We start from the raw sequence: 20,206 nt of genomic DNA, 5'->3' as shown, positions 1-20,206 counted from the left end.
TCCCGGGCGCAGAAGGAGCCGGGAGATGCCTCCCGGCTCCTTCTGCGCCCAAGATGTGCGTCCTACTTGACCTGGACCGTCATCATGCCTGCCGAGTTGGACTGGACGACCTCGATCTTCGTTCCCGTGCCCGCAACGATCACGGAACCGCCCGGGTTGGCGGCGTCGTAATAGGCGTTGGGGTTGGTGTCGTCGAAGACGGCGACGCCGGGCTGCGGAGGCGCGGCGAGCGTCGTCATGCCGCTGGCCAGCTCACGGTGGAGGCCGAGCGCATCGGTGGCCTCCTTGCCGAAGGTGGCGTCGTAAGTCTGGATACGGTTACGCGCCACCGTGCCGTCCGACCAGGTGAGCGCCTTTGCGTGTGCATCCACGGGCAGGGCAAGCCCGGCGCCCGGGTGCTGGCGGACATTGTTATTGCGCTGCGCAGTGTTCCAGTAGGTAATGCTCAAACCGTCCTGGTAGGCGAAGTGCTCAACGGTGTCCGGCGCGGTCACGGCCCAGCCGAAGTTGTAGGGGCCGGTAGCGAGGGTAGCGTCATAGCCTGCGTACTGGCGGTTCTCCGCGATGTAGAAGCGGTTGTTGCCCGCCGCGTCCTTCGGAAGGTTCACGACGACGGCCTGAGGCGCCTTCGTTGCGTGGTACGACGGGCCGAGCTTGTGGGTCGACTTCACACCGGCGGCAGCTACCTCATAGTCCAGCCAACCCAGCTGCAGCTTCTCCCAGGCACCCATGTGGTTGGGGGTGGTGCCGATCGATCCGTCGCCGTGGCCGAGCCAGGAGCCGGAGCTCATGAGGGTCCAGAAGCCGGTGCCGTTCTCCCCGCCGCTCGTATCGTAGAGGTCGGGCAGGCCGAGGTCGTGGCCGTATTCGTGCGCGAAGACGCCGAGGCCGCCGTTCTCCGGCTCCGTGGTGTAATCGCGGATCCAGACATCGGACTCGCCGATCCTGATACCGCCGAAGGGGTTGGCGGCCGGGCCCGAGGAACCGCGGCCCGCCTGGCCGACAGCCCAGCGGTGTGACCAGATGGCCGAGGATGCTGCGCCGGCTTCCTCGCCCTCACCAGCGTGGATGGCCTGGAAGTGGTCGATGTAGCCGTCGGCCTCGTCGAAGTCGCCGTCCTTGTCGAAGTCGTAGCGGTCCCACAGGTCGAAGGACGCGAGGTACGCGTCGATGTCGGCGGAAGTCTTGCCGGCTGCGATCTGGGAGTCGTACCAGGCATCGGCGGTGTCCTGGACGAAGCGGGTCATGTCGGTATGGCTCTCGGTTTCGCCATAGCTGGCCGAGTTGTAGGGAACGGTCACCCACTCACTGACGTCGCCGTCGACCGTGTAGCGGCCACTGGACATTTCCTCATAGACACCCTTGAGCGACTCATTCTCCTCGCTGAAGAACATGTCGAGGAAGTGCCCGCGGTCGAACGTATCCGACCAGTAGGTGGAGTTGTCGACCTCCCGGTTCGGTTCCCTGATGGTGTTGCGTTGGGGGCCGGGCGCTGAGGCTGGAAAGCGGGGATCCACCTGGTCCCCGAAGTCGACGAGGAAGGAAAGGATCTGGTCGCTGTCCTGCAGTCCGTACTGCGCCCACTGGCCGGGGGCAACCTGGACGGCCTTCGAGCCGTTGCGGTCCTCCACTCTGGCCTCGCCGGAGATGACCTTCTCCACTGCCTGCTGGTTGAGCTCACGGCGTTCCTCGGCCACGGCGTCGGAGCGATCGTCGGCCTTGGCGACCGCTCCGTCGGCGCTCGGCGAGGAGCTGGACGAATTAGTTGCAACGGATGCTACCGGGGCACCGGTGGTCGCGGTCGCACTGACAGGGGTGAGAACGACGGCGCTGGTTACGGCGAGTGCCATCGCGCACCGTAGGCCTCGAGTACGAGTGTTGAGGTTCAACTGTTCTCCTTCTAGTGACTAGCCCAGCTGTAGCGAAGCACCCGGGGTAAGGGAATCGCTGTTACGAACGTGTTGCCTGAGGCACATGTTCTAGGTGGGACAGTAGCACCGTGGAGTGACGAAGGTGTGACGGAACGCACAGACGGATTGCTATTCGTTCCGGGCCTAGTGGAAAGGGAGTTCGCCCCTTATGATCCCGTTCAGCAAGCACCAGCAGGACTGAAGGATTCCGATCGATAGGCTGGGGTCGTGGTGGGCAGCAGCCCTTGTGAACCTTCGTTAGGAGCAGTATTGGACACGCGGAAGCTGAAGTATTTCCTGGCGGTCGTCGATCACGATGGGTTCAACCGCGCGGCGGAACACCTGTTGATCGCGCAGCCGTCGCTGTCCCAGACGATCGCCGGCCTGGAACGTGACCTCGGCATCCCCCTGTTTCACCGGATCGGACGGCGGGTGGTGCTGAGCGAGGCGGGTAAGGAACTGGTAGGTCCCGCCCGGCTCGTCATGAGGGACCTCGACGCCGCACAGTCGGCGGTTCAGGCGCTACGCGGGGTTCGCAGCGGTCGACTGGATATCACCACCATGCCGTCCCCCGGGATCGAGCCGCTCACCTCGATGGTGGCGGCCTACACCCGGTTGCATCCATCCGTCCGGCTGAACATCGGCGCTGCCTTCACTCCGGAGGACGTCATCGAATCGGTCCGGAACGGCAGCTTCGAGCTGGGGTTGGCCGGCTCCCACGAACCTATCCGGGTGCCCGGAGTCAATGTCCTCGAGCTCGGCCGACAACCCCTGATCCTCATCGTCAATCCACAGGCTGACCGCTTCGGCTCCGGAACCGCCATCCAACGGGAAGACCTCGCCGGACACCGCCTGATAGCCAGCCAGCGCGGGTCACTGATGCGGTGGTTGGTGGATGATGCGCTTGCCCGCGGGGTCGATACGGAAATTGTCGTCGAAGTGGCCCACCGCACATCAGTGCTTCCGCTGGTCCTCGGAGGGATCGGCCATGCCGTGATGCCGTCCTCGTGGGCTCCACTGGCCCAGAAATCCGGCCTTCGCACCCTCGTCATCGAGCCTGTGTCGTATCTGAATGTGGCCCTCCTGAGCCGGTTGGCGAACCTCACTCCCGCTGCACAGTCGTTCCTCGCCGTGGCTCGGCAGTCCGCCCACGTGGACTGACTGCCGTTGATAGGTTGGGCCTATCTGCCGTATCGAATCTTGGTCTTGGACACCCGCTCGGGGCTGGAAGTCTACTTGTTGAGGAACCGGCAGTCCCACACTGCTAACACTCAACCCAGGAGGTCGGCAATGGGAGTTACCCAGACATTCGATATTGCATCCATCCCCGCGGACGGGATCGGCAAGGAAGTCGTGGCCGCGGGCCGGCGTGTTCTCGACGCCCTGGCCGATAATTCCTCGGGCAAGTTCGCCTTCAACTGGACCGAATTCCCTTGGGGATCGGAATACTACGAGCAGACCGGGCAAATGATGGCCGCTGACGGGCTCGAAACACTCAAAGGTTTCGACGCCATCTACTTCGGTGCTGTGGGTTGGAAGAACGTGCCCGACCACATCAGCCTCTGGGGACTGCGGCTGAACATCACCCAGAACTTCGACCAGTGGGCCAACGTGCGGCCCGTGAGATTCCTGCCCGGGATCCAGTCCCCCCTGCGCAAGGCAGACACCACCGAGCTGGACTGGGTTGTAGTGCGCGAGAACAGTGAAGGCGAATACGCCGGGCTGGGAGGACGCAATCTGAGCGGCCGGGGGCCGGGCAATGAGGTTGCCCTACAGACCGCGCTCTTCACCGAGAAGGGCTGTGAACGGATCATGCGTTTCGCCTTCGATCTGGCACGCACCCGTACCGTGAGGAAGGTGTCCAGTGTCACCAAGTCCAACGCGCAGCAGTACGGCATGGTCCTGTGGGACGAGACCTTCAACCGGGTCTCGGGCGACTATCCGGACGTGGACACCGAGAGCGTACTGGTGGACGCAATGAGCGCCAAGTTCGTCCTGCGCCCCGAAGACCTCTCCGTCGTCGTCGCATCCAACCTCAATGCGGACATTCTGTCCGATCTCGGCTCAGCTCTTGCCGGTAGCCTCGGTCTGGCCGCTAGCGCCAACCTCAACCCCGAACGGCGCTTCCCGAGCATGTTCGAACCGGTACACGGCACCGCACCCGACATCGCCGGCAAGGGCATCAGCAATCCGATCGGCGCGATCGCCAGCGCCGCCCTCATGCTGGACCATTTCGGCCTGCACGAGGAAGCCCGCCTCATAGAGGCGGCGATCGAACAGACGACGGCGGCAGGCCACCTCACGCAGGACGTGGGAGGCAACACCGGCACCGAAGCAGTAACCGACGCCGTCGTCGAGGCCCTCGTGCGGAGCCTGGCTGCCGTCTAGCAGGCTGAGCCGCCGCTGGTAGCCGGACCCGCCGGCAAGCGAAGATCGAGAAGTGCTCTCCATACCCGCGCCGGCAGCCTCGGCGCGGGTATGGAGAGCTCCCGGAAACGTTATCCAGCGGTCATCCGGCGTCCGGTGTAGGAGTGAGCGCGCCCTTGCCGCTGAGCACGGCCAAAATATTGTCCACAGCAAGGTTCACCATGTGCTCACGGGTGGCGTGCGTGGCTGAACCGACGTGGGGAAAGGCGGTGATGCGAGGGTGGAGCAGGACAGGCGCCGACGGATCGCGGAGTGGCTCCGTGTCGAACACGTCGAGGCCGGCCGAGTGGATCTGCCCGCTGTCGAGAGCCGCAAGCAGCGCTGCGGTGTCCACCACCGGTCCGCGCGCAGTGTTGATGAGGGTCGCGGTGTTCTTCATCCTCCTGAGTTCCGCCGCACCGATGAGGTTCCGGGTCTCCAGCGCCAGGGGTACGTGCAGCGACACGATGTCGGAGCGTTCGAGCAGTTCACCCCAGGGAACAGCGCTCGACAGTTCGGTCGTGCCGGTCCGGGATAAGCTGTGAAGTACGGTCATACCAAATCCCGCGGCCCGGCGGGCCACGGCCCTCGCGATCTGGCCGAACCCCGCCAGCCCCAGGGTTGCACCCGACACGTCGAGTCCGAGATGCTCATCGAAGCGGGTTCGCCGCCAGTTGCCGGAGCGGAGGTCGTCATTCGCTCCGATCAGTAACCGCCGCGCAGATAAAATGAGCGCAAAGGTGGTGTCCGCAGTGGTATCGAACAGGACGTTCGGAGTATTCGTGACGATCACACCGGAATCCCTGGCGGCCTCGACGTCCACGCTGTCAAACCCTGCGTGCGGCAGGGCCACGATCTTCAGATTCGGTGCGGCCTCGAAAAAAGCGCGGTCAACCGAAGCATAAACGGCAAGCAGGGCGTCCGCGTCCGCAGCGAACGCCCGAAGCGCCGCCCCGGACGCGGGGACTATCTCGTCGTCGGGCCAGAGCACGACGTCCGCGTGTTCGCGAAGGCGGTCAACCCCTGAGCCGGGCAGGGACGAACGCGTGACGGCGACCATAGGACGGCGTTGAAGGAGCTCAGGGGTTTTCATCGTCTCTCCTGTCGAGCAGATGCCTGGATCTGTCAGTCGCTCAGCGAGCGCATCACCGAGTAAAGGTCGCTCTTCCCTTCGAAACCTATTCCTGGAAGGTCAGGCATGGTGATATAGCCGTCCTCGACTTCCACGCCGTCGGGGAATCCCCCGAACGGCTGGAACAGGTCGGGGTAGGACTCGTTTCCGCCCAGTCCCAGTCCCGCCGCGATGTTCAGGGACATCTGGTGTCCCCCGTGGGGAATGCAGCGCGTCCGGGACCAGCCGTGCTCGTCGAGCATCGAGAGGGTCCGCAAATATTCCACCAAGCCATAGCTCAGCGCGCAGTCGAATTGCAGCCAGTCCCTGTCGGCACGGAGGCCGCCGTAACGGATAAGGTTGCGGGCGTCCTGCATCGAGAACAGGTTCTCCCCCGTCGCGAGCGGCTTCGCGTAGACACCTGCCACCTCGGCCTGGGCCTCGAAGTCGAGGGGATCCACCGGCTCCTCATACCAGAACAGGTCATACGCCGACAGCGCTTTCGCGTACTCCACAGCTGTCCGTGCATCGAATCGCCCGTTGGCGTCGACCGCCAGCCGCTGCCCCGGGCGAAGCATCCCCAGCACTGCTTCGATTCGCCGCATGTCCTCAACCAGGGAAGCTCCGCCGATTTTCGCCTTGACCGTCGTGTAGCCCCGGTCGAGGTAGCTCTGCATCTCGTCACGGAGTCCCTGGATCCCGCGACCCGGCTGGTAATACCCACCGGCGGCATAGACGAACACTTTGTTGTCCGCCAGCCCGTTGCCGTGGCGCTCGGCCAGTAGCTGGAAGAGGGGCTTGTTCTCGATCTTCGCCACAGCGTCCCACACGGCCATGTCCATCGCTCCGACGGCGACCGATCGTTCACCGTGTCCGCCCGGCTTCTCATTTGCCATCATGACGTCCCAAATCCGGCCGGGGTCAAGGTTCTCCCCCGTGTCGTCGAGCAGGTCTGCGTCATCAGCGACCATCACCCGGGGAATGAAGCGCTCCCGCATCATCGAGCCTTGCCCGTACCTACCGTTGGAGTTGAACCCGTACCCGACCACCGGGCGTCCGTCGCGCTGCACGTCGGTGATCACGGCCACCAGGCTCAGCGTCATCTTGCTGAAGTCGATGAAGGCATTGCGGATTGACGAGCTGATGGGCAGGGTTTCCTCGCGGATCTCGACGATCCTCACGCGGTTGCACCTGCATTCGACACTTGATCAAACGCAGCTACAAGCGCGTCGGATACTTCGTCAGTGGTTGAGGATCCACCAATGTCGGCCGTCCGCACGCTCGTCTTCTCCAGCACATGCTCCATGGTGTCAAGCAGCGCCTTGCCTGCTTCCTCCTGTCCCAGATGGTCCAACATCATGGAGGCAGCCCAGATCTGGCCCATCGGGTTCGCCTTCCCCTGACCCGCGATATCGGGCGCTGAACCGTGGACGGGCTCGAACATCGACGGAAACCTGCCCTCGGGGTTCAGGTTCGCCGACGGCGCGATGCCTATACTTCCGATGATGGCGGCGCCGAGGTCGGTCAGGATGTCACCGAAGAGATTGGATGCAACGACGACGTCGAAGCGGGCGGGATCCAGCACGAACAGTGCTGCGAGGGCGTCGATGTGATACTCGGAAATTTTCAGGTCGGGGTGTTCCGTTCCGAGTTCCCGGAGGATCTCGTCCCAGAACGGCATGGTGTGGATGATGCCGTTCGACTTCGTTGCCGAGGCGAGGATCCCCTTTCGCTGCTCAGCGAGGTTGATGGCGTAACGCATCGCGCGCTCGACCCCGAACCTGGTGAAAACCGACTCCTGGATGGCGAGTTCCTGGGGAGTACCCCGGTACAGGCGTCCTCCGCTTTCGGAGTACTCCCCCTCGTTGTTCTCGCGCACCACGAGGAAATCGATACCCCCTGCGGGGATCTTCCTCAGAGGGCTTTCTATTCCGGCAAGAAGTTTCACCGGTCGCAGATTGATGTACTGCTGGAAGGCACGCCGGATGGGAATGAGCAGGCCCCAGAGCGACACGTGGTCCGGAACTCCCGGAAAACCCACTGCTCCGAGGAAGATCTGATCGCACTCCGCAAGCTGCTCGATTCCGTTCTCGGACATCATCCGACCCGTACGGGAGTAGTACTCGCATCCCCAGTCGAATTCCTCCCATTCGAAGGAAAAGCCGTATCGTTGGCCCGCGAGGTCGAGGAGCTTCTGCGCCGGCGGCATCACTTCCGTGCCGATTCCGTCACCAGGGATGACGGCAATGTGATAACTAGGTGTTGTCATGGGTTAGCTCCGGGGTTACAGGGAAAGTTCGGGCAAACTGACGTACAGGACCTGGGTGAAGGCAAGATAGAAAGCACCTACCACCGCAATGGCCACGCCGAGATCCAGGGCAAGGTTTTTCACACTGGGCCGTTCCGTGCGCATCATCACGGCGACCAGGGTGAAGAACAAGATTCCACCGATGAGGTAACCGAGCACTGGCAACGAGATGACCCAGGCAATCAGCAGCAAGAGGGCGCGGCCGAGGTCCCGATAACCCAGACGACCGGTGGTGTCCCAGCCGCTTTCGTGCCGCCAGAACACGCCGCGGGCAATCAGCATCACGCTGAGTAACGCGAGCACGGCCATCACCACGTCGGGGAAAAGCCCTCCGTAATCGCTGGTGTAGTTCCGCTGGATCCAGAAAATGAAGCAGAAGAGAAGGACAATGAAGCCTCCGATTATATTTCCCATATCAACCGTTCTCTGCTCGGTCGGCAGCGACAGCCGGCGCTGCCTCCGGGGGGTTCCGTCGGGCTCGTCTTTTCTGGAGCAAAGGCCAGACCGCGGAGATCAGGCACATGGCTATGAGGACAAGACTGATCGGCCGGGTGAAGAACGTGGTCCACGGCATGTCGGCGCCCGACGATGTCAGGATGCCCTGCACGAGGCCGGTCTCCGCGATCGATCCAAGAACCAGACCGAGGACGATGGCTGCTCCGCCGATGCCGACGCGCTGCAGCAGGTACGCCACGATACCGAGTGCGAGCATGATGAACACATCGAAGACCGAACTCCGAATCGCATAGGCGCCGATGATCGATAGGACGGTGATGGAGGGGGCGAGATAACGGACAGGCAGGGCCATGACGCCGCGCTGAAGGCCCCGTCCTGCTATGAGACCCACCGGAACCATCATCACGGCCGATACCGCCAGGGCAAGGATGAAGGTGTACACCAGTGTCCCCGAGGTTTCGAAAAGTTCAGCGCCCGGACGCAGGCCGTGCAGGAGCAGCACCCCCAGGATGATCGCATCGGGCGGGGTTCCCGGTACTCCAAGCGTGAGCGTGGGAATGAACCCGCCGCCGACTGTCCCGTTGTTCGCCGACTCCGAAGCGATGACACCATCGATCTCGCCCTTCCCGAACGTCTCGGGATGCTTCGAGGCCCGTTTCGCCTCGTTGTATGCCACGAGGTTCGCCACACTACCGCCGGCTCCGGGAAGGATTCCCACCGCCGTGCCGATCAGTGACGACCGCAGCAGGTTCACCGGCCGTCCGAGGACGTCCTTCACCATGCCGAACAGGCCGGCCTTCTGCCCGCTGTCGTCGGCCATCTGCGCGTCGCGGGTCCGCAAGGCAATGAGTCGGATGACCTCCGGAACCGTGAAGAGGCCGATGAGCGCCGGCACCAGCGGAACTCCGCCCTGAAGCATCGGGTCGCCAAAGGTGAATCGGACGTCACCTCCGACGGGGGCAATTCCTATTGTCGCGATGAGTAGACCGATCAGGCCTCCGATAAGGCCCTTGAGAAGGGACCCTGAGGCAAGGCTCGCGATGATCGTGAGTCCGAACATCGCCACCCAGAAGTACTCCTGGGGACCGAATCGCAGGGAGAAGGATGCGAGCGGAGGTGCAAGGAAGATCAAGGCGACGACCCCGATGATTCCGCCCACGAATGAGCCCATCGTTGCTCCGACGATTGCGTACTCGCTGCGGCCCTGCCGGGTCAGAGGGTAACCGTCGAAGGCGGTGGCGATCGAGGATGGAGTTCCGGGCGCATTGACAAGAATCGCAGTAAACGCGCCGCCGTAGATTGCGCCCATATAGAAGGCACCGAGCAGAACCAGTCCCGGCGTCGGGTCCATCGCGAAGGTGAAGGGTACGAGCAGCGCGACGCCCATCGTCGCGCTGAGTCCCGGCATTGCCCCGAGGGCCATGCCGCTCAAGGTGCCGATCAGCACCAGGAGCAGCATGGAGGGGGCAAGGTTGGCCAACAGGCCTTGCCCTAGTGCTTCGAACATGTCAGGGAACCATTCCGAGCCTGGTCAGCAGGTCCTCGTAGACGGCCGTCCGCTCCTCGGTCAGTGTGGCTGCCTCGTCGGGCCCGTAGTTTTCCAGTACGAAACCCTGCTCTTCGAAGGCCTTGATGAGTTCGGGGTCCTCGTTCACCTCCTGGAAGGCGTCCGCGAGGGTCTGGACGATCTCGTCAGGCGTTTCCTTGGGCACTGACACCCCGCGGTATGCGCCGTCGGCGAGTTCATAGCCCTGTTCGGCGAAGGTCGGCACGTCAGGGAAACTTGGCATGCGCTCCTCGGTCGCCACAGCGATCGCACGCACCTGATCCCCCAGCTGCGAAATCTGTGGGGTGTAGGACATCAGCGCATCCACATGCCCTCCCAGGAGGGCAGGCACTGCGGTACCTGTGCCGGAGAACGGTGTGTAGGTGAGGTCGATACCGGCCATGTCCGACAACATGAGCGTGCCGATATGGTTGGCCGTGAAGTCACCGCTACCGCCCACGGAGATGGCTCCGGGGTTCTCCTCGGCCTCCGCGATGAAGTCATCGAGGGTCTGGATATCGCTGTCCGCAGGCACCAGCAGAACATTCGGCGTGCTCTGGAAAATGTACACCTGCTTGAGGTCTTCGGTGGTGTAACCCGCGTCGCCGCGCAGCATGGGCTGCAGGATGATGTGCGGAAGGTTGCTTCCCATGACCGTGTAGCCGTCAGGCGCGGTACGGGTCAGCTCTGACCACCCAAGCGCTCCACCGCCACCGGGCTTGTAGGAAACGTTGACGGTCTGCCCGAGAATCTCACCCAGCTTTTCCTGCTGCAGCCGTGCGGTGATGTCGGATTCCCCTCCCGCGTCGAAGGGAAGAACGTAGTCGATGCGCTTCTGGGGAAATTCAGCGGCAGCGCCACCACCAGCACCACATCCTGTTGCTGTCAGAGCCAGGGCGGCCATCCCGACGACAGAAGTGAATATACGACGGCTTTTCATCTTTACCTCCATTGGTAAGCGTTAGCGCTGATCATGTCGTGCAGTGCTGGTTCGTACGGCTGGCACCGGACAGGAGTGTCAGTCCTGTACCACCGTAGAGGTCGCGCCAGACGCGGCCATGCAGTGAAGACTAATCGCGCCGGAACTTCGTGTCGCAGACAGAAATCCTCTTACACGTATAGGAAATGCCTATCCCACCCGGTCAGCGCGTTATGCCGGAGGAACCGGTGCGCGGGAGGGCGATTGTCCAGGCGTTGTGGAGACGGGGTAGCAGCACTTTCTACCAGGACAAGGGAAAGGATCAGCGTCGCCGCCGAACGCGGGCGTGGGTCGGGTCCTGGTTCGCCTTGATCGCAGCAGAAGAGAGCCGGCGGCGGCTGGGGGGTGCCTGGTCTCAGGAGGCACAACGCCGCCGGCTCTCGAATAGGGGACTGCCGCACCGAAGCGATCCACCAGGCCAGTCGGGGCCGGATGGCGGGTCGGGAAGCAGTGAGGTGAGCCGGCGTTCGACGGCGCCGAACTCACTTCCATGACTTTATGGAGGACGTTCCATCCTGCACACGAGTACTCGCCACTCGAATCCGCCGTTGCGAACTACCTGCTACTTGGTTCACTGGCGTCGCGCACCTCATTCACCTGAGTACGCGCGCTCCAGCACCCCGATGTCGAGCTTGCCCATAGTCAGCATCGCGGACAGCGCACGCTGGGCTCCGGCGGTATCCTCACCGCCGATCAGCGACGGCAGGGCGGTCGGCACGACCTGCCAACTCACTCCGTACCGATCCTTGAGCCAGCCGCATCGGCCGGCCTGCCCCCCGCCCGCGGTCAGTGAGTCCCAATAGTGGTCAACCTCGTCCTGGCCGGAGCAGCCGATCTGGAAGGATACCGCGTCGGTGAAGGGCACCGCTCGCGCACCGTTGAGAGCGAGGAAGGGCTGTCCGTCGAGTTCGAAGGACACACTTACCGCCGGGGCATCCTCCTCAACCCCCGATCTCGCAACAGCAAGGATCCGCGAGTTGCGCACCACCCCCGTATAAAGTGCGGCCGCGTCCTCTGCCTCACTTTCGAACCAGAGGCAAGGTGTGATGACACTCATGGCCTTTCCTTTCCGTGCGGCAGGTCTCCGCCGCCATAATCGCTGTTCGTCGTTGCCTGTCGTCGCCCGTCGGGGCTTCAGCGCAGACGCTAGTCCACCTGCCCCCCGCCATCAAGACCTAGGCTGGAGGTATGCCGAAACACCCTTCCACCCGGTCCCGCTTCCCGCGGCTTGGCTGGTTCGCTGCTGACCTGGGATTGATCGTCGTCTTTGCAGCCTCAGGCCGAAGCACCCATGACCACGGCCTCTCCCCCGCGGGAATCCTCGCCACCGCTGCCCCTTTCCTGATCGCGTGCACCGCCGCGTGGCTGGTCCTGCGGGCCTGGCGGATGCCCACCCGCGTGTGGCCCACCGGCGTCGGGATCTGGCTCATCACCGTGCTGTTGGGACTCCTGCTGCGATTCGCCACGGGTGGCGGGATGGCCGTGAGCTTCCAGCTGGTAGCCCTTGCTGCCCTCGGTGTACTGCTCGCCCTGCCCCGGCTGGCGGCAATACTCGTCCGCCGGTTCGGCGGCCGATCGAGGGGCGCGGGTGCACCGGGACGCTCTCAGGGAGGTACGGTGTTGGAGAACCCCATCCCCATGAAAGGGCACCGATGATCACCGCTTTCGTCCTCATCCAGACCGATGCCTCACGGATCCCGGAATGCGCCCAGGAAATCTCCGAAATCGAGGGCATCAGCGAGGTGTACTCGGTGACGGGCGAATGGGATCTGATTGCGGTTGCACGGGTCACCAAGCATGAGGATCTGGCCGACGTCATTGCAGACCGCCTGTCGAAGGTCGAGGGCGTCGAATCAACGACGACGCAGATCGCGTTCCGCTCGTACTCGCGGCACGACATCGACGCCGCTTTCTCCCTCGGCTTCGACAGCTAGTAGCACTTCCCGAAGGAGCGGCGGCTCACCGTCGCTAGAAGGATCCGCTCACCGCTACCCAACGGTCGAGCACCTTCGCCGCCGCCCCGGAGTCGATCGACTCGCGCGCTCGCTCCATCGCAGTCGAGATACGGGTGATGAGCGCGCCGTCGGAGCTGTCGTCAAGCGCTACGAGCCCGGCCGCGGCATTGAGGACGACGGCGTCGCGCACCGGTCCGCGGTCGCCCGTCAACAGCCGCCGCACCACGCCGGCGTTGCCCTGTGCGTCCGTACCACGGAGAGCGTCCACGTCCACGACGGGGACCCCGAAATCGGAGGGGTGAACCAGATACTCCTGCACCTTCCCGTTCCGTACCTCCCAGACAGCCGACGAGCCGCTCGTGGTCAGCTTGTCGCGTCCGTCGCTCCCCCGGAACACCAGGGCCCGGATTCCACGCGCCGCGAGAACTCCTGCCATCAGCGGTGCCATCCGGGCATCGGCACAACCCACCGCTTGCGCGGCAACCCCCGCCGGATTGCTGAGCGGCCCGAGGAAGTTGAACGCCGTCGGAACGCCCAACTCCCTCCGCGGTACAGCCACATGCCTCATCGACGGGTGGAACACCTGGGCGAAGCAGAAGGTGATCCCCGCCCGCTCGGCGGTGACCGCGACCTCCGCCGGAGCCAGATCGAGCCGCACCCCGAGCGCTTCGATGACGTCTGCCGCACCCGAGGACGACGACGCACCCCGGTTGCCGTGCTTGACCACTTTCGCGCCGGCGCCCACAGCGACAAGCGAAGCCATCGTCGAAATATTGAGCGTGTCCAGCCCGTCCCCCCCGGTGCCCACGATGTCGAGCGTTTCTCCGGAGACGGCAATGCGGTTGGCGCGTCCGAGCATCGCCTCGACGAGGCCGACCAGCTCATCCACCGATTCGCCCTTGGCGCGAAGCGCGAGCAGGAACCCCGCAATCTGGGAGTGCGTCGCCTCCCCCGACATGATGCTGTCCATCGCCCAGCGGGTCTGCACAACCGTCAGATCCTGCCGGGCAATCAGGGCGCCGAAGAGCAGAGGCCACGTGGTCTGAGGGCTTCGAACGCTGGATATTGCAGTCACCCCCCTAGGTTATCTACGAATTGTAGAAAGTCATCCCGCCTGTTCTTCCGCGCCAGTAAAGGGAACTCCTCCTCACCGACGGGCATAGCGCCCGACCCGCCCCTTTTTGCATTGGTGATCCTGCCGAACTTAGAGACATAATGAACCTGTGACATCTGCGACTCAAGCTCCCAGCGCCGCCGCTCATCCCGCGCTCAACCGCCCCAACATGGTCTCCGTCGGAACCGTCGTGTGGCTGTCGAGTGAACTGATGTTCTTTGCCGGCCTTTTTGCCATGTACTTCACCCTGCGCTCCACCTCGGGCGAGCTGTGGGCACTCGAATCGGACAAGCTCAACGTCCCGTTCGCGCTTGTGAACACGATCATCCTCGTGTCGAGCTCCTTCAGTTGCCAGTTCGGCGTCTTCGCTGCCGAGCGGCTCCAGGCACGCCGCACCGGAGGGCTCTTCTCCCCGCTGCGCTGGGGCATGGTCGAGTGGTTCTTCCTCACCTTCCTCCTAGGGGCGGTCTTCGTTGCCGTGCAGGCCTATGAGTACGCGATGCTGGTGTCGGAAGGTGTTGCACTCTCCTCCAACGCCTACGGATCGGCGTTCTACATCACTACGGGCTTCCACGGACTCCACGTCCTCGGTGGCCTGATCGCCTTCCTCTTCATCATCGGCCGAGCCTACGCGGCGAAGCGGTTCGGCCACTTCGAGGCGACCTCGGCCATCGTGACGTCCTACTACTGGCACTTCGTCGACGTGGTCTGGATCGGCCTCTTCATCATTATCTACTTCTTGAAGTGATCCTCCTGTAGACTTTTCTACTAGCGGTAGAATTCAAGGAAGAAGTTCAAAGCTATGGCAATACGGCAGACAGGAACCATCGCGTGAAGGCATTATCACAGAGCCGGCGTCACCCACTGGCGGCAGTAGCGCTGCTGTTGCTGGCCCTGCTCGTCACCGGCGGAATCTACGCTTTCGCCAGTACTGCCAACGAAGCCAAGGCCCAGACGACGTCCTTCTCAGCCACCGATGTGGAAGAGGGCAGCAAGCTCTTCGTCGCGAACTGCGCTTCCTGCCATGGGCTCGGCGCTTCAGGATCCGATGCCGCTCCTTCGCTGATCGGCGTCGGCGCAGCCTCTGTCGACTTCCAGGTGGGCACCGGACGCATGCCCATGCAGATGGACGGGCCCCAGGCCCAGGTGAAGCCGGTTCAGTTCACGGACGAGCAGATCCGGCAGATGGCCGCATACGTGGCCTCCCTCGGAGCGGGTCCCGCCATCCCCGGTGAAGACATCCTCGATCCTTCCGAGGGAGACTCCTCGAACGGCGGCGAGTTGTTCCGCGTCAACTGCGCAATGTGCCACAACGCCGCGGCCGCCGGCGGAGCATTGACCCGCGGGAAGTTCGCACCGTCGATCGACGGCACCAGTCCGAAGCACGTGTACGAAGCCATGGTCACCGGACCGCAGAACATGCCCGTATTCAGTGATGCCAACATCACTCCCGAGGACAAGCAGGACATCATCGCTTTCCTCGACACGATCAATGAGCAGGGCTCCCCCGGTGGAGCCGAACTCGGTGCGCTGGGACCGGTGTCCGAGGGTTTGTTCATCTGGATCGCCGGCCTCGGTGTCATCATTGCCTTCACCATCTGGCTGACGTCCAGGTCCTCCTAGTTTTCCCAGCCCTCCCGGGGTTGGCGGTTTACCGACGAATTGCGAAGAACCTAAAGAAAGTTGAGAGGGATCATGGCCGACAGTAGTCACGGCAGTCCGAACACCTCGGCCACCGTAGCTAAGCCGGGCCAGGGCGGCGTTGATACGTTCGAGAACCCTGGCCTCCCGCCACACCGCCCACGCCTCGCTGACCGGGATCGGCGCGCCGAGAAGAGGGCTGAACGTCAGGTCGCACTCCTCTTCGTGATCTCGATCATCGGCACCCTCCTCTTCTTCGTCGGCTACTTCTTCGTCCCGCTGAACGACTCCATCGCCCGGCTTCGTCTGCAGAACCTGATGCTCGGCTTCGGGACGGCATTCGCGATGCTGGGAATCGGCGTGGGAATCGTGCACTGGGCAAGGACGCTCATGCCGGATCACGAGGTGACCGAGAGCCGCCACGAGATCCGTCCCGAGAAGGATCGCGCTGACGCAGAGAAGATCATCGGCGACATCTTCGAGGAGACGGGAATCAAGCGTCGCCCCCTCATCCGGAACACCCTGCTCGGTGCGATGGTGCTCGCTCCCCTCCCCGCCATCGCCATCTTCCGCGATCTGGGTCCCCTTCCCGGAAACGTCCTCCGGGAGACCATGTGGGAGGCAGGCACCCGTCTCACCCGCGACCCGAGCGGCACCCCTATTCGCGCCGCCGATGTGACGGTGGGTTCGGCGTTCCACGTCATCCCCGAGGGACTGAACGAAGCAGAGCACAAGCTCGAGGAAAAGGCGAAGGCAGTCGTCCTGCTCATGCGTCTTGACCCCGAGGAACTCAATCCTTCCCCCGGGCGTGAGGATTGGGCCTACGAGGGAATTGTCGCGTACTCGAAGATCTGCACGCACGTCGGCTGTCCGGTAGCGCTGTACGAACAGCAAACCCACCACTTGCTGTGCCCGTGTCACCAGTCGACCTTCGACGTGACACAGGAGGCCAAGGTCATCTTCGGCCCGGCGGCCCGCCCGCTTCCACAGCTTCCGATCGATGTCGACGACGAGGGCTACCTCGTGGCGACGAGCGATTTCCAAGAACCCGTAGGACCTAGTTTCTGGGAGCGAGGCTGACCATGAGCAGCTCAACTGCGACACCGGCATATGAGCCGAAGACGCGCGTCGGCAAAGTCACCAACTATGTCGACTCCCGCGTAGGTGGATCAGCAATGGTCAAGGAGTTCGGGCGGAAGATCTTCCCGGACCACTGGACCTTCATGTTCGGCGAAGTAGCGCTCTACACCTTCGTCATCCTCCTGATCTCCGGAACGTTCCTGACCTTCTTCTACGATCCGTCCATGGCCGAGACGCACTATGAGGGAAGCTACCTGCCACTGCGCGGGGTCGAGATGTCGGTCGCCTACGCGTCGTCGCTCGATATCTCCTTCGACATCCGTGGCGGGCTGTTCATGCGGCAGGTTCACCACTGGTCTGCTCTCCTCTTCGTTGCAGCAGTGGCCGTCCATATGCTGCGCGTCTTCTTCACCGGCGCCTTCCGGAAGCCTCGGGAATTCAACTGGGTCGTCGGCTGCGTCCTCCTGATCATGAGCCTGGCAGCGGGCTTCACCGGTTACTCGCTCCCCGACGACCTGCTCTCCGGAAACGGCCTGCGCATCATCGACGGCGTCATGAAAGCCATCCCGGTCGTCGGAACTTACCTCAGCTTCTTCCTCTTCGGAGGAGAATTCCCCGGTACCGCGATCATCGGCAGGCTGTACGTCCTGCACATCCTCCTGATTCCCGCGCTGATCCTGCTGCTCATCGGCATCCACCTGTTCATGGTGGTCCTGCACAAGCACACCCAGTTCCCCGGCCCGGGCCGCACCAACACGAACGTCGTCGGCTACCCGGTCGGCCCCGTCTACGCAGCGAAAGCCGGCGGCTTCTTCTTCATCGTCTTCGGAATCGTCGCCGCGATCTCCGCCGCCTTCACCATCAACCCGATCTGGAACTACGGTCCCTATGATCCCTCCCCCGTCTCGGCTGGAACCCAGCCGGACTGGTACATCGGGTGGGTGGACGGCGCACTGCGGTTGATGCCCGGAACACTCGGAGCGTTCGACTTCGAATGGAACATTCCGTTCCCCTGGGGCGTGAACACGCTCTCGCTGAACGTCCTGATTCCGGCTCTCGTCCCGGCGGGCATCGTCTTCACGCTGATGTTCGCCTGGCCCTGGATCGAAGCCTGGGTCACCAGGGACCGGCGCGAGAAGCACCTGCTCGACCGGCCCCGCAATGCACCGACCCGCACCGGGATCGGCGTGGCAGGAATCGTTTTCTACTGCGTCCTATGGGCTGCTGCGAGCTCCGACCTCATCGCCACCCACTTCCTGGTCTCCCTGAATGACGTGACCTACTGGCTCCGTTTCCTCGCGATCTTCGGGCCGGTCCTCGGCTTCATGGTCGCACGGCGCATCGCGCTCGCCTTGCAGCGCAAGGACCGCGAGATCGCGCTGCACGGCAGGGAGACGGGACGGATCGTCAGGCTCCCCCACGGAGAGTTCATCGAAGTGCATGAGCCGGTGGACGAATACAAGCGGTATCGGCTCGTCAGCTTCGATTCTCCCCAGGTTGCACTTCCGGCGGCGGACGCGCACGGCAAGGTCGGCCTGTCGGAGAAGGCCAGGAGCAGGGCTTCACGGTTCTTCTTCGAGGACCGCGTTGCCCCGGTGACGCCATCCGAACTGAGCGCCGCTCACTCCGGTCACCATGGCGAGATCGCCGAATCCCAGGACCGGGAGTCGATCGCGAGCCACTAGCTACGAAGTTCCGCGTGGAGAGGGTCCGAACAGCTCGGCTGTCCGGACCCTCTCCCGTTCGCCCGGCGACCATAGATTCGGCTCTCCCCATGCATCCCGCAATTCCGCGTTCCCATGCCCGCCTCGTAGCGAAGGTGGTGACCGAGGTTTTCGCTCCCGCTGTGCTCCTCTCAGCACTGCTGTTGATCGTGAGCGTCCACACCGCGGGCCTCGCCCGTGGCATCGGTTCCGGCCTGTTGGCCGTCCTGTTCGTCACCGGGCTTCCACTCGTCGCGGTGGTCCTGCTGGTCCGAGCAGGTAAGGTCACCGACCACCACATCGGCAACCGCCGGCAGCGCGCTCCGATCCTCGGCGGATCTCTGGTTTCCATCGCCCTCGGCGTGTGGATCCTTCAGCTGATCGATGCGCCGGCGGATCTGATCCGGGCCGTCCTCAGTTCAGTGGCTGGGATCGTCGCGGTTCTCGTCGTCAACCTGTTTTGGAAGCTCTCCGCCCACTCGGCCGTCGCGGTTTTCTTCTCGCTGGTCGTCCTGTTCCTTATCGGATTACCCGGCATGGCGGCACTGGCAATTCCGGTCGCAGTGGGCTGGTCCCGAGTCGTACTGGAGGCGCATACTGTAGCCCAGGTCCTGGCGGGTTGGCTTGTCGGCGGAGGCATTGCACTGTTGTACCTGACGCTGGTCCCCTGACGCGCGGCCACGGACGACGACCACCGGCGGGAGAGGTTCAGGAGGTTCTGGGTGGGTTCAGCCCAGGCGCTTGGAGCTGTACCCTCGCGGCGTCCGGACGCCGGGGCGCTGGAGCGGCACCCAAAGCTTGTACCGGTCAGCCCGATAATAGGACACCGAGAAGTCCACCATGGTCCGCGAGACGTATGCGTGGCGCTGGATCTTGAGCAGTGGTGCACCCATCTCGACGTTGAGCAGCCTTGCGATGGACGGAGATGCTGCTGTCGCCTCGATGGTGTCTTCTCCCCACTCCATCACGAGCCCGTACTTCTCGCTGAGGACGTTGTAGAGCGACGTCGGTGGAGGTTGATCGAGGATACCCGGGACACGGTGGGCCGGGATGAAATTCTCGTCCACGCTCATCGGCTCCCCGTCGGCGAGGAGCTGGCGCCGAAACCGCACCACGGGCAGTCCGAGTTCCACCTGGAGTTCCCGGGCCACGTGCGGACTGGCTGCGATCTGTTCGAAGCTGAGCACGTGGGCATCAGGCACCATCCCCCGGCGAAGCATCTCCTCGCTGTAGGAGGTCAGCTTCATCTGAAGGTCGAGCTTGGTATGGGCGACGAAGGTCCCCAGTCCGACAATGCGCTCGAGCACCTCTTCGGCCACTAGTGCGTCGATGGCGTGGCGGACCGTCATTCGCGCTACTCCGAAATGGAGGGTGAGCTGACGTTCGGAGGGAATGGCGGCACCGGGTTCTCCGTGGTCGAGCACATAGTTCCGCAGGATCTCGCGGAGCTGGACGTGCTTGGCCACTGGAGACGAATCATCCAAGGCTGCGACATCGATCAGCCTGACCGCCGGCACCTTCGTCACCCCATTCTTGTTTCTACTGCACGGCTACTTCGTCCTGACCCGCCGTGCGAGCCGCCGCACGGTATGCGACTAGTGGGCGTGGTCTCCGCGACTGTATTCGTACACCCAGCCGACCAGAGCGACCACTGCAAGTCCTGCCCCGATATAGAGAATCCACCAGCCGATTGCCAGGCCGAGGAAGCCTGTCGCCGAGGCGAGACCCAGAACGAGCGGCCACCAGCTCCAGGGGCTGAAGTGGCCCTGCTCCCCCGAGCCTTCGTGGATCTCGGCGTCGAGGCGGTCTTCGGGACGAAGGCCTACCCGTTTGCCGGTGAAACCGAGGTAGAAGCCGATCATGCCGGCCAGGCCGGCGGTAAGGAAGAGCCCCAGGAAACCGACCGGTTCCTGCCATTCGACGAGGACACCGTAGACGGTTCCCACCAGGGCGAAAAAGGGCGCCAGATAGACGAAGAGCTTGGTTTCTACGCGCAT

At 63.4% G+C, this 20,206-nt stretch carries 20 protein-coding genes; 9 read left to right on the top strand and 11 right to left on the bottom strand.

From position 1 onward, the window contains the following. Nucleotides 1–62 precede the first annotated feature (62 nt). Nucleotides 63–1,850 carry an immune inhibitor A domain-containing protein gene (locus tag IWX75_RS10815; RefSeq protein WP_196822250.1) on the bottom strand — a complete coding sequence of 596 codons (1,788 nt, stop codon included), beginning with the start codon at nt 1,848–1,850 and terminating at the stop codon, nt 63–65. Between the two features lie 330 nt (nt 1,851–2,180). On the opposite strand from IWX75_RS10815, the gene IWX75_RS10810 reads away from it, so the two are divergent. After that, on the top strand, nt 2,181–3,071 hold the full coding sequence (locus tag IWX75_RS10810) for a LysR family transcriptional regulator (protein ID WP_196822249.1): 891 nt from the start codon (nt 2,181–2,183) through the stop codon (nt 3,069–3,071). A 129-nt stretch (nt 3,072–3,200) separates the two neighbouring features. After that, nucleotides 3,201–4,298: a tartrate dehydrogenase gene (locus tag IWX75_RS10805; RefSeq protein WP_196822248.1), complete on the top strand. Its 1,098-nt coding sequence runs from the start codon at nt 3,201–3,203 to the stop codon at nt 4,296–4,298. A 121-nt stretch (nt 4,299–4,419) separates the two neighbouring features. Here the strand turns inward: IWX75_RS10805 and IWX75_RS10800 are convergent, their stop codons facing one another. The 7 genes from IWX75_RS10800 to IWX75_RS10770 form a co-directional block, all read right to left on the bottom strand. Continuing rightward, a complete protein-coding gene (locus IWX75_RS10800; RefSeq protein ID WP_196822247.1) occupies nt 4,420–5,409 on the bottom strand; it encodes an NAD(P)-dependent oxidoreductase in 990 nt (329 codons plus the stop codon). 32 nt (nt 5,410–5,441) lie between these two features. Then, on the bottom strand, nt 5,442–6,608 hold the full coding sequence (locus tag IWX75_RS10795) for a mandelate racemase/muconate lactonizing enzyme family protein (protein ID WP_334684256.1): 1,167 nt from the start codon (nt 6,606–6,608) through the stop codon (nt 5,442–5,444). Further along, nucleotides 6,605–7,696 carry a tartrate dehydrogenase gene (locus IWX75_RS10790; protein WP_196822246.1) on the bottom strand — a complete coding sequence of 364 codons (1,092 nt, stop codon included), beginning with the start codon at nt 7,694–7,696 and terminating at the stop codon, nt 6,605–6,607. Before IWX75_RS10790 ends, IWX75_RS10795 begins: the two co-directional genes overlap by 4 nt. Nucleotides 7,697–7,711: 15 nt before the next feature. Then, a complete protein-coding gene (locus tag IWX75_RS10785) occupies nt 7,712–8,149 on the bottom strand; it encodes a tripartite tricarboxylate transporter TctB family protein (RefSeq protein ID WP_196822245.1) in 438 nt (145 codons plus the stop codon). A gap of 1 nt (nt 8,150) precedes the next feature. Next, complete coding sequence (locus tag IWX75_RS10780; protein WP_196822244.1) at nt 8,151–9,698, bottom strand: tripartite tricarboxylate transporter permease; 1,548 nt, start codon at nt 9,696–9,698, stop codon at nt 8,151–8,153. Between the two features lies 1 nt (nt 9,699). Continuing rightward, nucleotides 9,700–10,677, bottom strand: a complete 978-nt coding sequence (locus tag IWX75_RS10775; protein WP_196822243.1) for a tripartite tricarboxylate transporter substrate binding protein — start codon at nt 10,675–10,677, stop codon at nt 9,700–9,702. Nucleotides 10,678–11,305: 628 nt separating this feature from the next. Further along, nucleotides 11,306–11,773 carry a VOC family protein gene (locus tag IWX75_RS10770; RefSeq protein ID WP_196822242.1) on the bottom strand — a complete coding sequence of 156 codons (468 nt, stop codon included), beginning with the start codon at nt 11,771–11,773 and terminating at the stop codon, nt 11,306–11,308. Between the two features lie 131 nt (nt 11,774–11,904). Between IWX75_RS10770 and IWX75_RS10765 the strand changes: the two genes are divergently transcribed. After that, nucleotides 11,905–12,372 carry a DUF3054 domain-containing protein gene (locus IWX75_RS10765; protein WP_196822241.1) on the top strand — a complete coding sequence of 156 codons (468 nt, stop codon included), beginning with the start codon at nt 11,905–11,907 and terminating at the stop codon, nt 12,370–12,372. Next, nucleotides 12,369–12,650, top strand: a complete 282-nt coding sequence (locus tag IWX75_RS10760; protein ID WP_196822240.1) for an Lrp/AsnC family transcriptional regulator — start codon at nt 12,369–12,371, stop codon at nt 12,648–12,650. The genes IWX75_RS10765 and IWX75_RS10760 overlap by 4 nt, the downstream gene beginning before the upstream one ends. 34 nt (nt 12,651–12,684) lie before the next feature. Here IWX75_RS10760 and trpD read toward each other — a convergent pair whose 3' ends face one another. After that, the gene (gene trpD, locus IWX75_RS10755; RefSeq protein ID WP_196822239.1) at nt 12,685–13,746 is read right to left on the bottom strand and encodes an anthranilate phosphoribosyltransferase; all 1,062 of its coding nucleotides are present in this window, start codon (nt 13,744–13,746) and stop codon (nt 12,685–12,687) included. 148 nt (nt 13,747–13,894) lie between these two features. Here trpD and ctaE point away from each other — a divergent pair, with 148 nt between their 5' ends. The 5 genes from ctaE (at nt 13,895) to IWX75_RS10730 (ending at nt 18,880) form a co-directional block, all read left to right on the top strand. Then, nucleotides 13,895–14,533 carry an aa3-type cytochrome oxidase subunit III gene (ctaE, locus tag IWX75_RS10750; RefSeq protein WP_196822238.1) on the top strand — a complete coding sequence of 213 codons (639 nt, stop codon included), beginning with the start codon at nt 13,895–13,897 and terminating at the stop codon, nt 14,531–14,533. Nucleotides 14,534–14,616: 83 nt separating this feature from the next. Next, on the top strand, nt 14,617–15,408 hold the full coding sequence (qcrC, locus tag IWX75_RS10745; RefSeq protein WP_196822237.1) for a cytochrome bc1 complex diheme cytochrome c subunit: 792 nt from the start codon (nt 14,617–14,619) through the stop codon (nt 15,406–15,408). A gap of 72 nt (nt 15,409–15,480) precedes the next feature. Continuing rightward, nucleotides 15,481–16,506, top strand: coding sequence for a cytochrome bc1 complex Rieske iron-sulfur subunit (qcrA, locus tag IWX75_RS10740; protein ID WP_196822236.1), 1,026 nt, complete (start codon nt 15,481–15,483; stop codon nt 16,504–16,506). A 2-nt stretch (nt 16,507–16,508) separates the two neighbouring features. After that, on the top strand, nt 16,509–18,191 hold the full coding sequence (gene qcrB / locus IWX75_RS10735) for a cytochrome bc1 complex cytochrome b subunit (protein WP_196822235.1): 1,683 nt from the start codon (nt 16,509–16,511) through the stop codon (nt 18,189–18,191). Nucleotides 18,192–18,280: 89 nt separating this feature from the next. Further along, nucleotides 18,281–18,880, top strand: a complete 600-nt coding sequence (locus tag IWX75_RS10730; protein WP_196822234.1) for a phosphatase PAP2 family protein — start codon at nt 18,281–18,283, stop codon at nt 18,878–18,880. Between the two features lie 57 nt (nt 18,881–18,937). Here the strand turns inward: IWX75_RS10730 and IWX75_RS10725 are convergent, their stop codons facing one another. Together IWX75_RS10725 and IWX75_RS10720 are read right to left on the bottom strand one after the other, a co-directional pair. Further along, entirely contained in the window at nt 18,938–19,711 is a 774-nt protein-coding gene (locus IWX75_RS10725) for a GntR family transcriptional regulator (protein ID WP_196822294.1), read from the bottom strand. Nucleotides 19,712–19,804: 93 nt separating this feature from the next. Continuing rightward, nucleotides 19,805–20,206 (bottom strand): cytochrome c oxidase subunit 4, encoded by a 402-nt coding sequence (locus IWX75_RS10720; protein WP_196822233.1) that lies wholly within the window; start codon nt 20,204–20,206, stop codon nt 19,805–19,807.

The sequence above is a fragment of the Arthrobacter sp. CAN_A6 genome (assembly GCF_015751715.1).
Taxonomy (GTDB): domain Bacteria; phylum Actinomycetota; class Actinomycetes; order Actinomycetales; family Micrococcaceae; genus Arthrobacter_D.
Note: the sequence above shows the minus strand (reverse complement) of the source record. Positions and strands in the feature narration are given on the sequence as shown.

Excerpts from the sequence above, each read along its gene's own strand:
- qcrB (WP_196822235.1), top strand. The coding sequence starts at position 16,509 with ATGAGCAGCTCAACTGCGACACCGGCATATGAGCCGAAGACGCGCGTC.
- IWX75_RS10765 (WP_196822241.1), top strand. The coding sequence starts at position 11,905 with ATGCCGAAACACCCTTCCACCCGGTCCCGCTTCCCGCGGCTTGGCTGG.
- qcrA (WP_196822236.1), top strand. The coding sequence starts at position 15,481 with ATGGCCGACAGTAGTCACGGCAGTCCGAACACCTCGGCCACCGTAGCT.
- IWX75_RS10815 (WP_196822250.1), bottom strand. The coding sequence starts at position 1,850 with ATGGCACTCGCCGTAACCAGCGCCGTCGTTCTCACCCCTGTCAGTGCG.
- IWX75_RS10800 (WP_196822247.1), bottom strand. The coding sequence starts at position 5,409 with ATGAAAACCCCTGAGCTCCTTCAACGCCGTCCTATGGTCGCCGTCACG.
- IWX75_RS10760 (WP_196822240.1), top strand. The coding sequence starts at position 12,369 with ATGATCACCGCTTTCGTCCTCATCCAGACCGATGCCTCACGGATCCCG.
- IWX75_RS10720 (WP_196822233.1), bottom strand. The coding sequence starts at position 20,206 with ATGCGCGTAGAAACCAAGCTCTTCGTCTATCTGGCGCCCTTTTTCGCC.
- IWX75_RS10785 (WP_196822245.1), bottom strand. The coding sequence starts at position 8,149 with ATGGGAAATATAATCGGAGGCTTCATTGTCCTTCTCTTCTGCTTCATT.
- IWX75_RS10790 (WP_196822246.1), bottom strand. The coding sequence starts at position 7,696 with ATGACAACACCTAGTTATCACATTGCCGTCATCCCTGGTGACGGAATC.
- IWX75_RS10780 (WP_196822244.1), bottom strand. The coding sequence starts at position 9,698 with ATGTTCGAAGCACTAGGGCAAGGCCTGTTGGCCAACCTTGCCCCCTCC.
- IWX75_RS10730 (WP_196822234.1), top strand. The coding sequence starts at position 18,281 with ATGCATCCCGCAATTCCGCGTTCCCATGCCCGCCTCGTAGCGAAGGTG.
- IWX75_RS10775 (WP_196822243.1), bottom strand. The coding sequence starts at position 10,677 with ATGAAAAGCCGTCGTATATTCACTTCTGTCGTCGGGATGGCCGCCCTG.
- IWX75_RS10805 (WP_196822248.1), top strand. The coding sequence starts at position 3,201 with ATGGGAGTTACCCAGACATTCGATATTGCATCCATCCCCGCGGACGGG.
- IWX75_RS10770 (WP_196822242.1), bottom strand. The coding sequence starts at position 11,773 with ATGAGTGTCATCACACCTTGCCTCTGGTTCGAAAGTGAGGCAGAGGAC.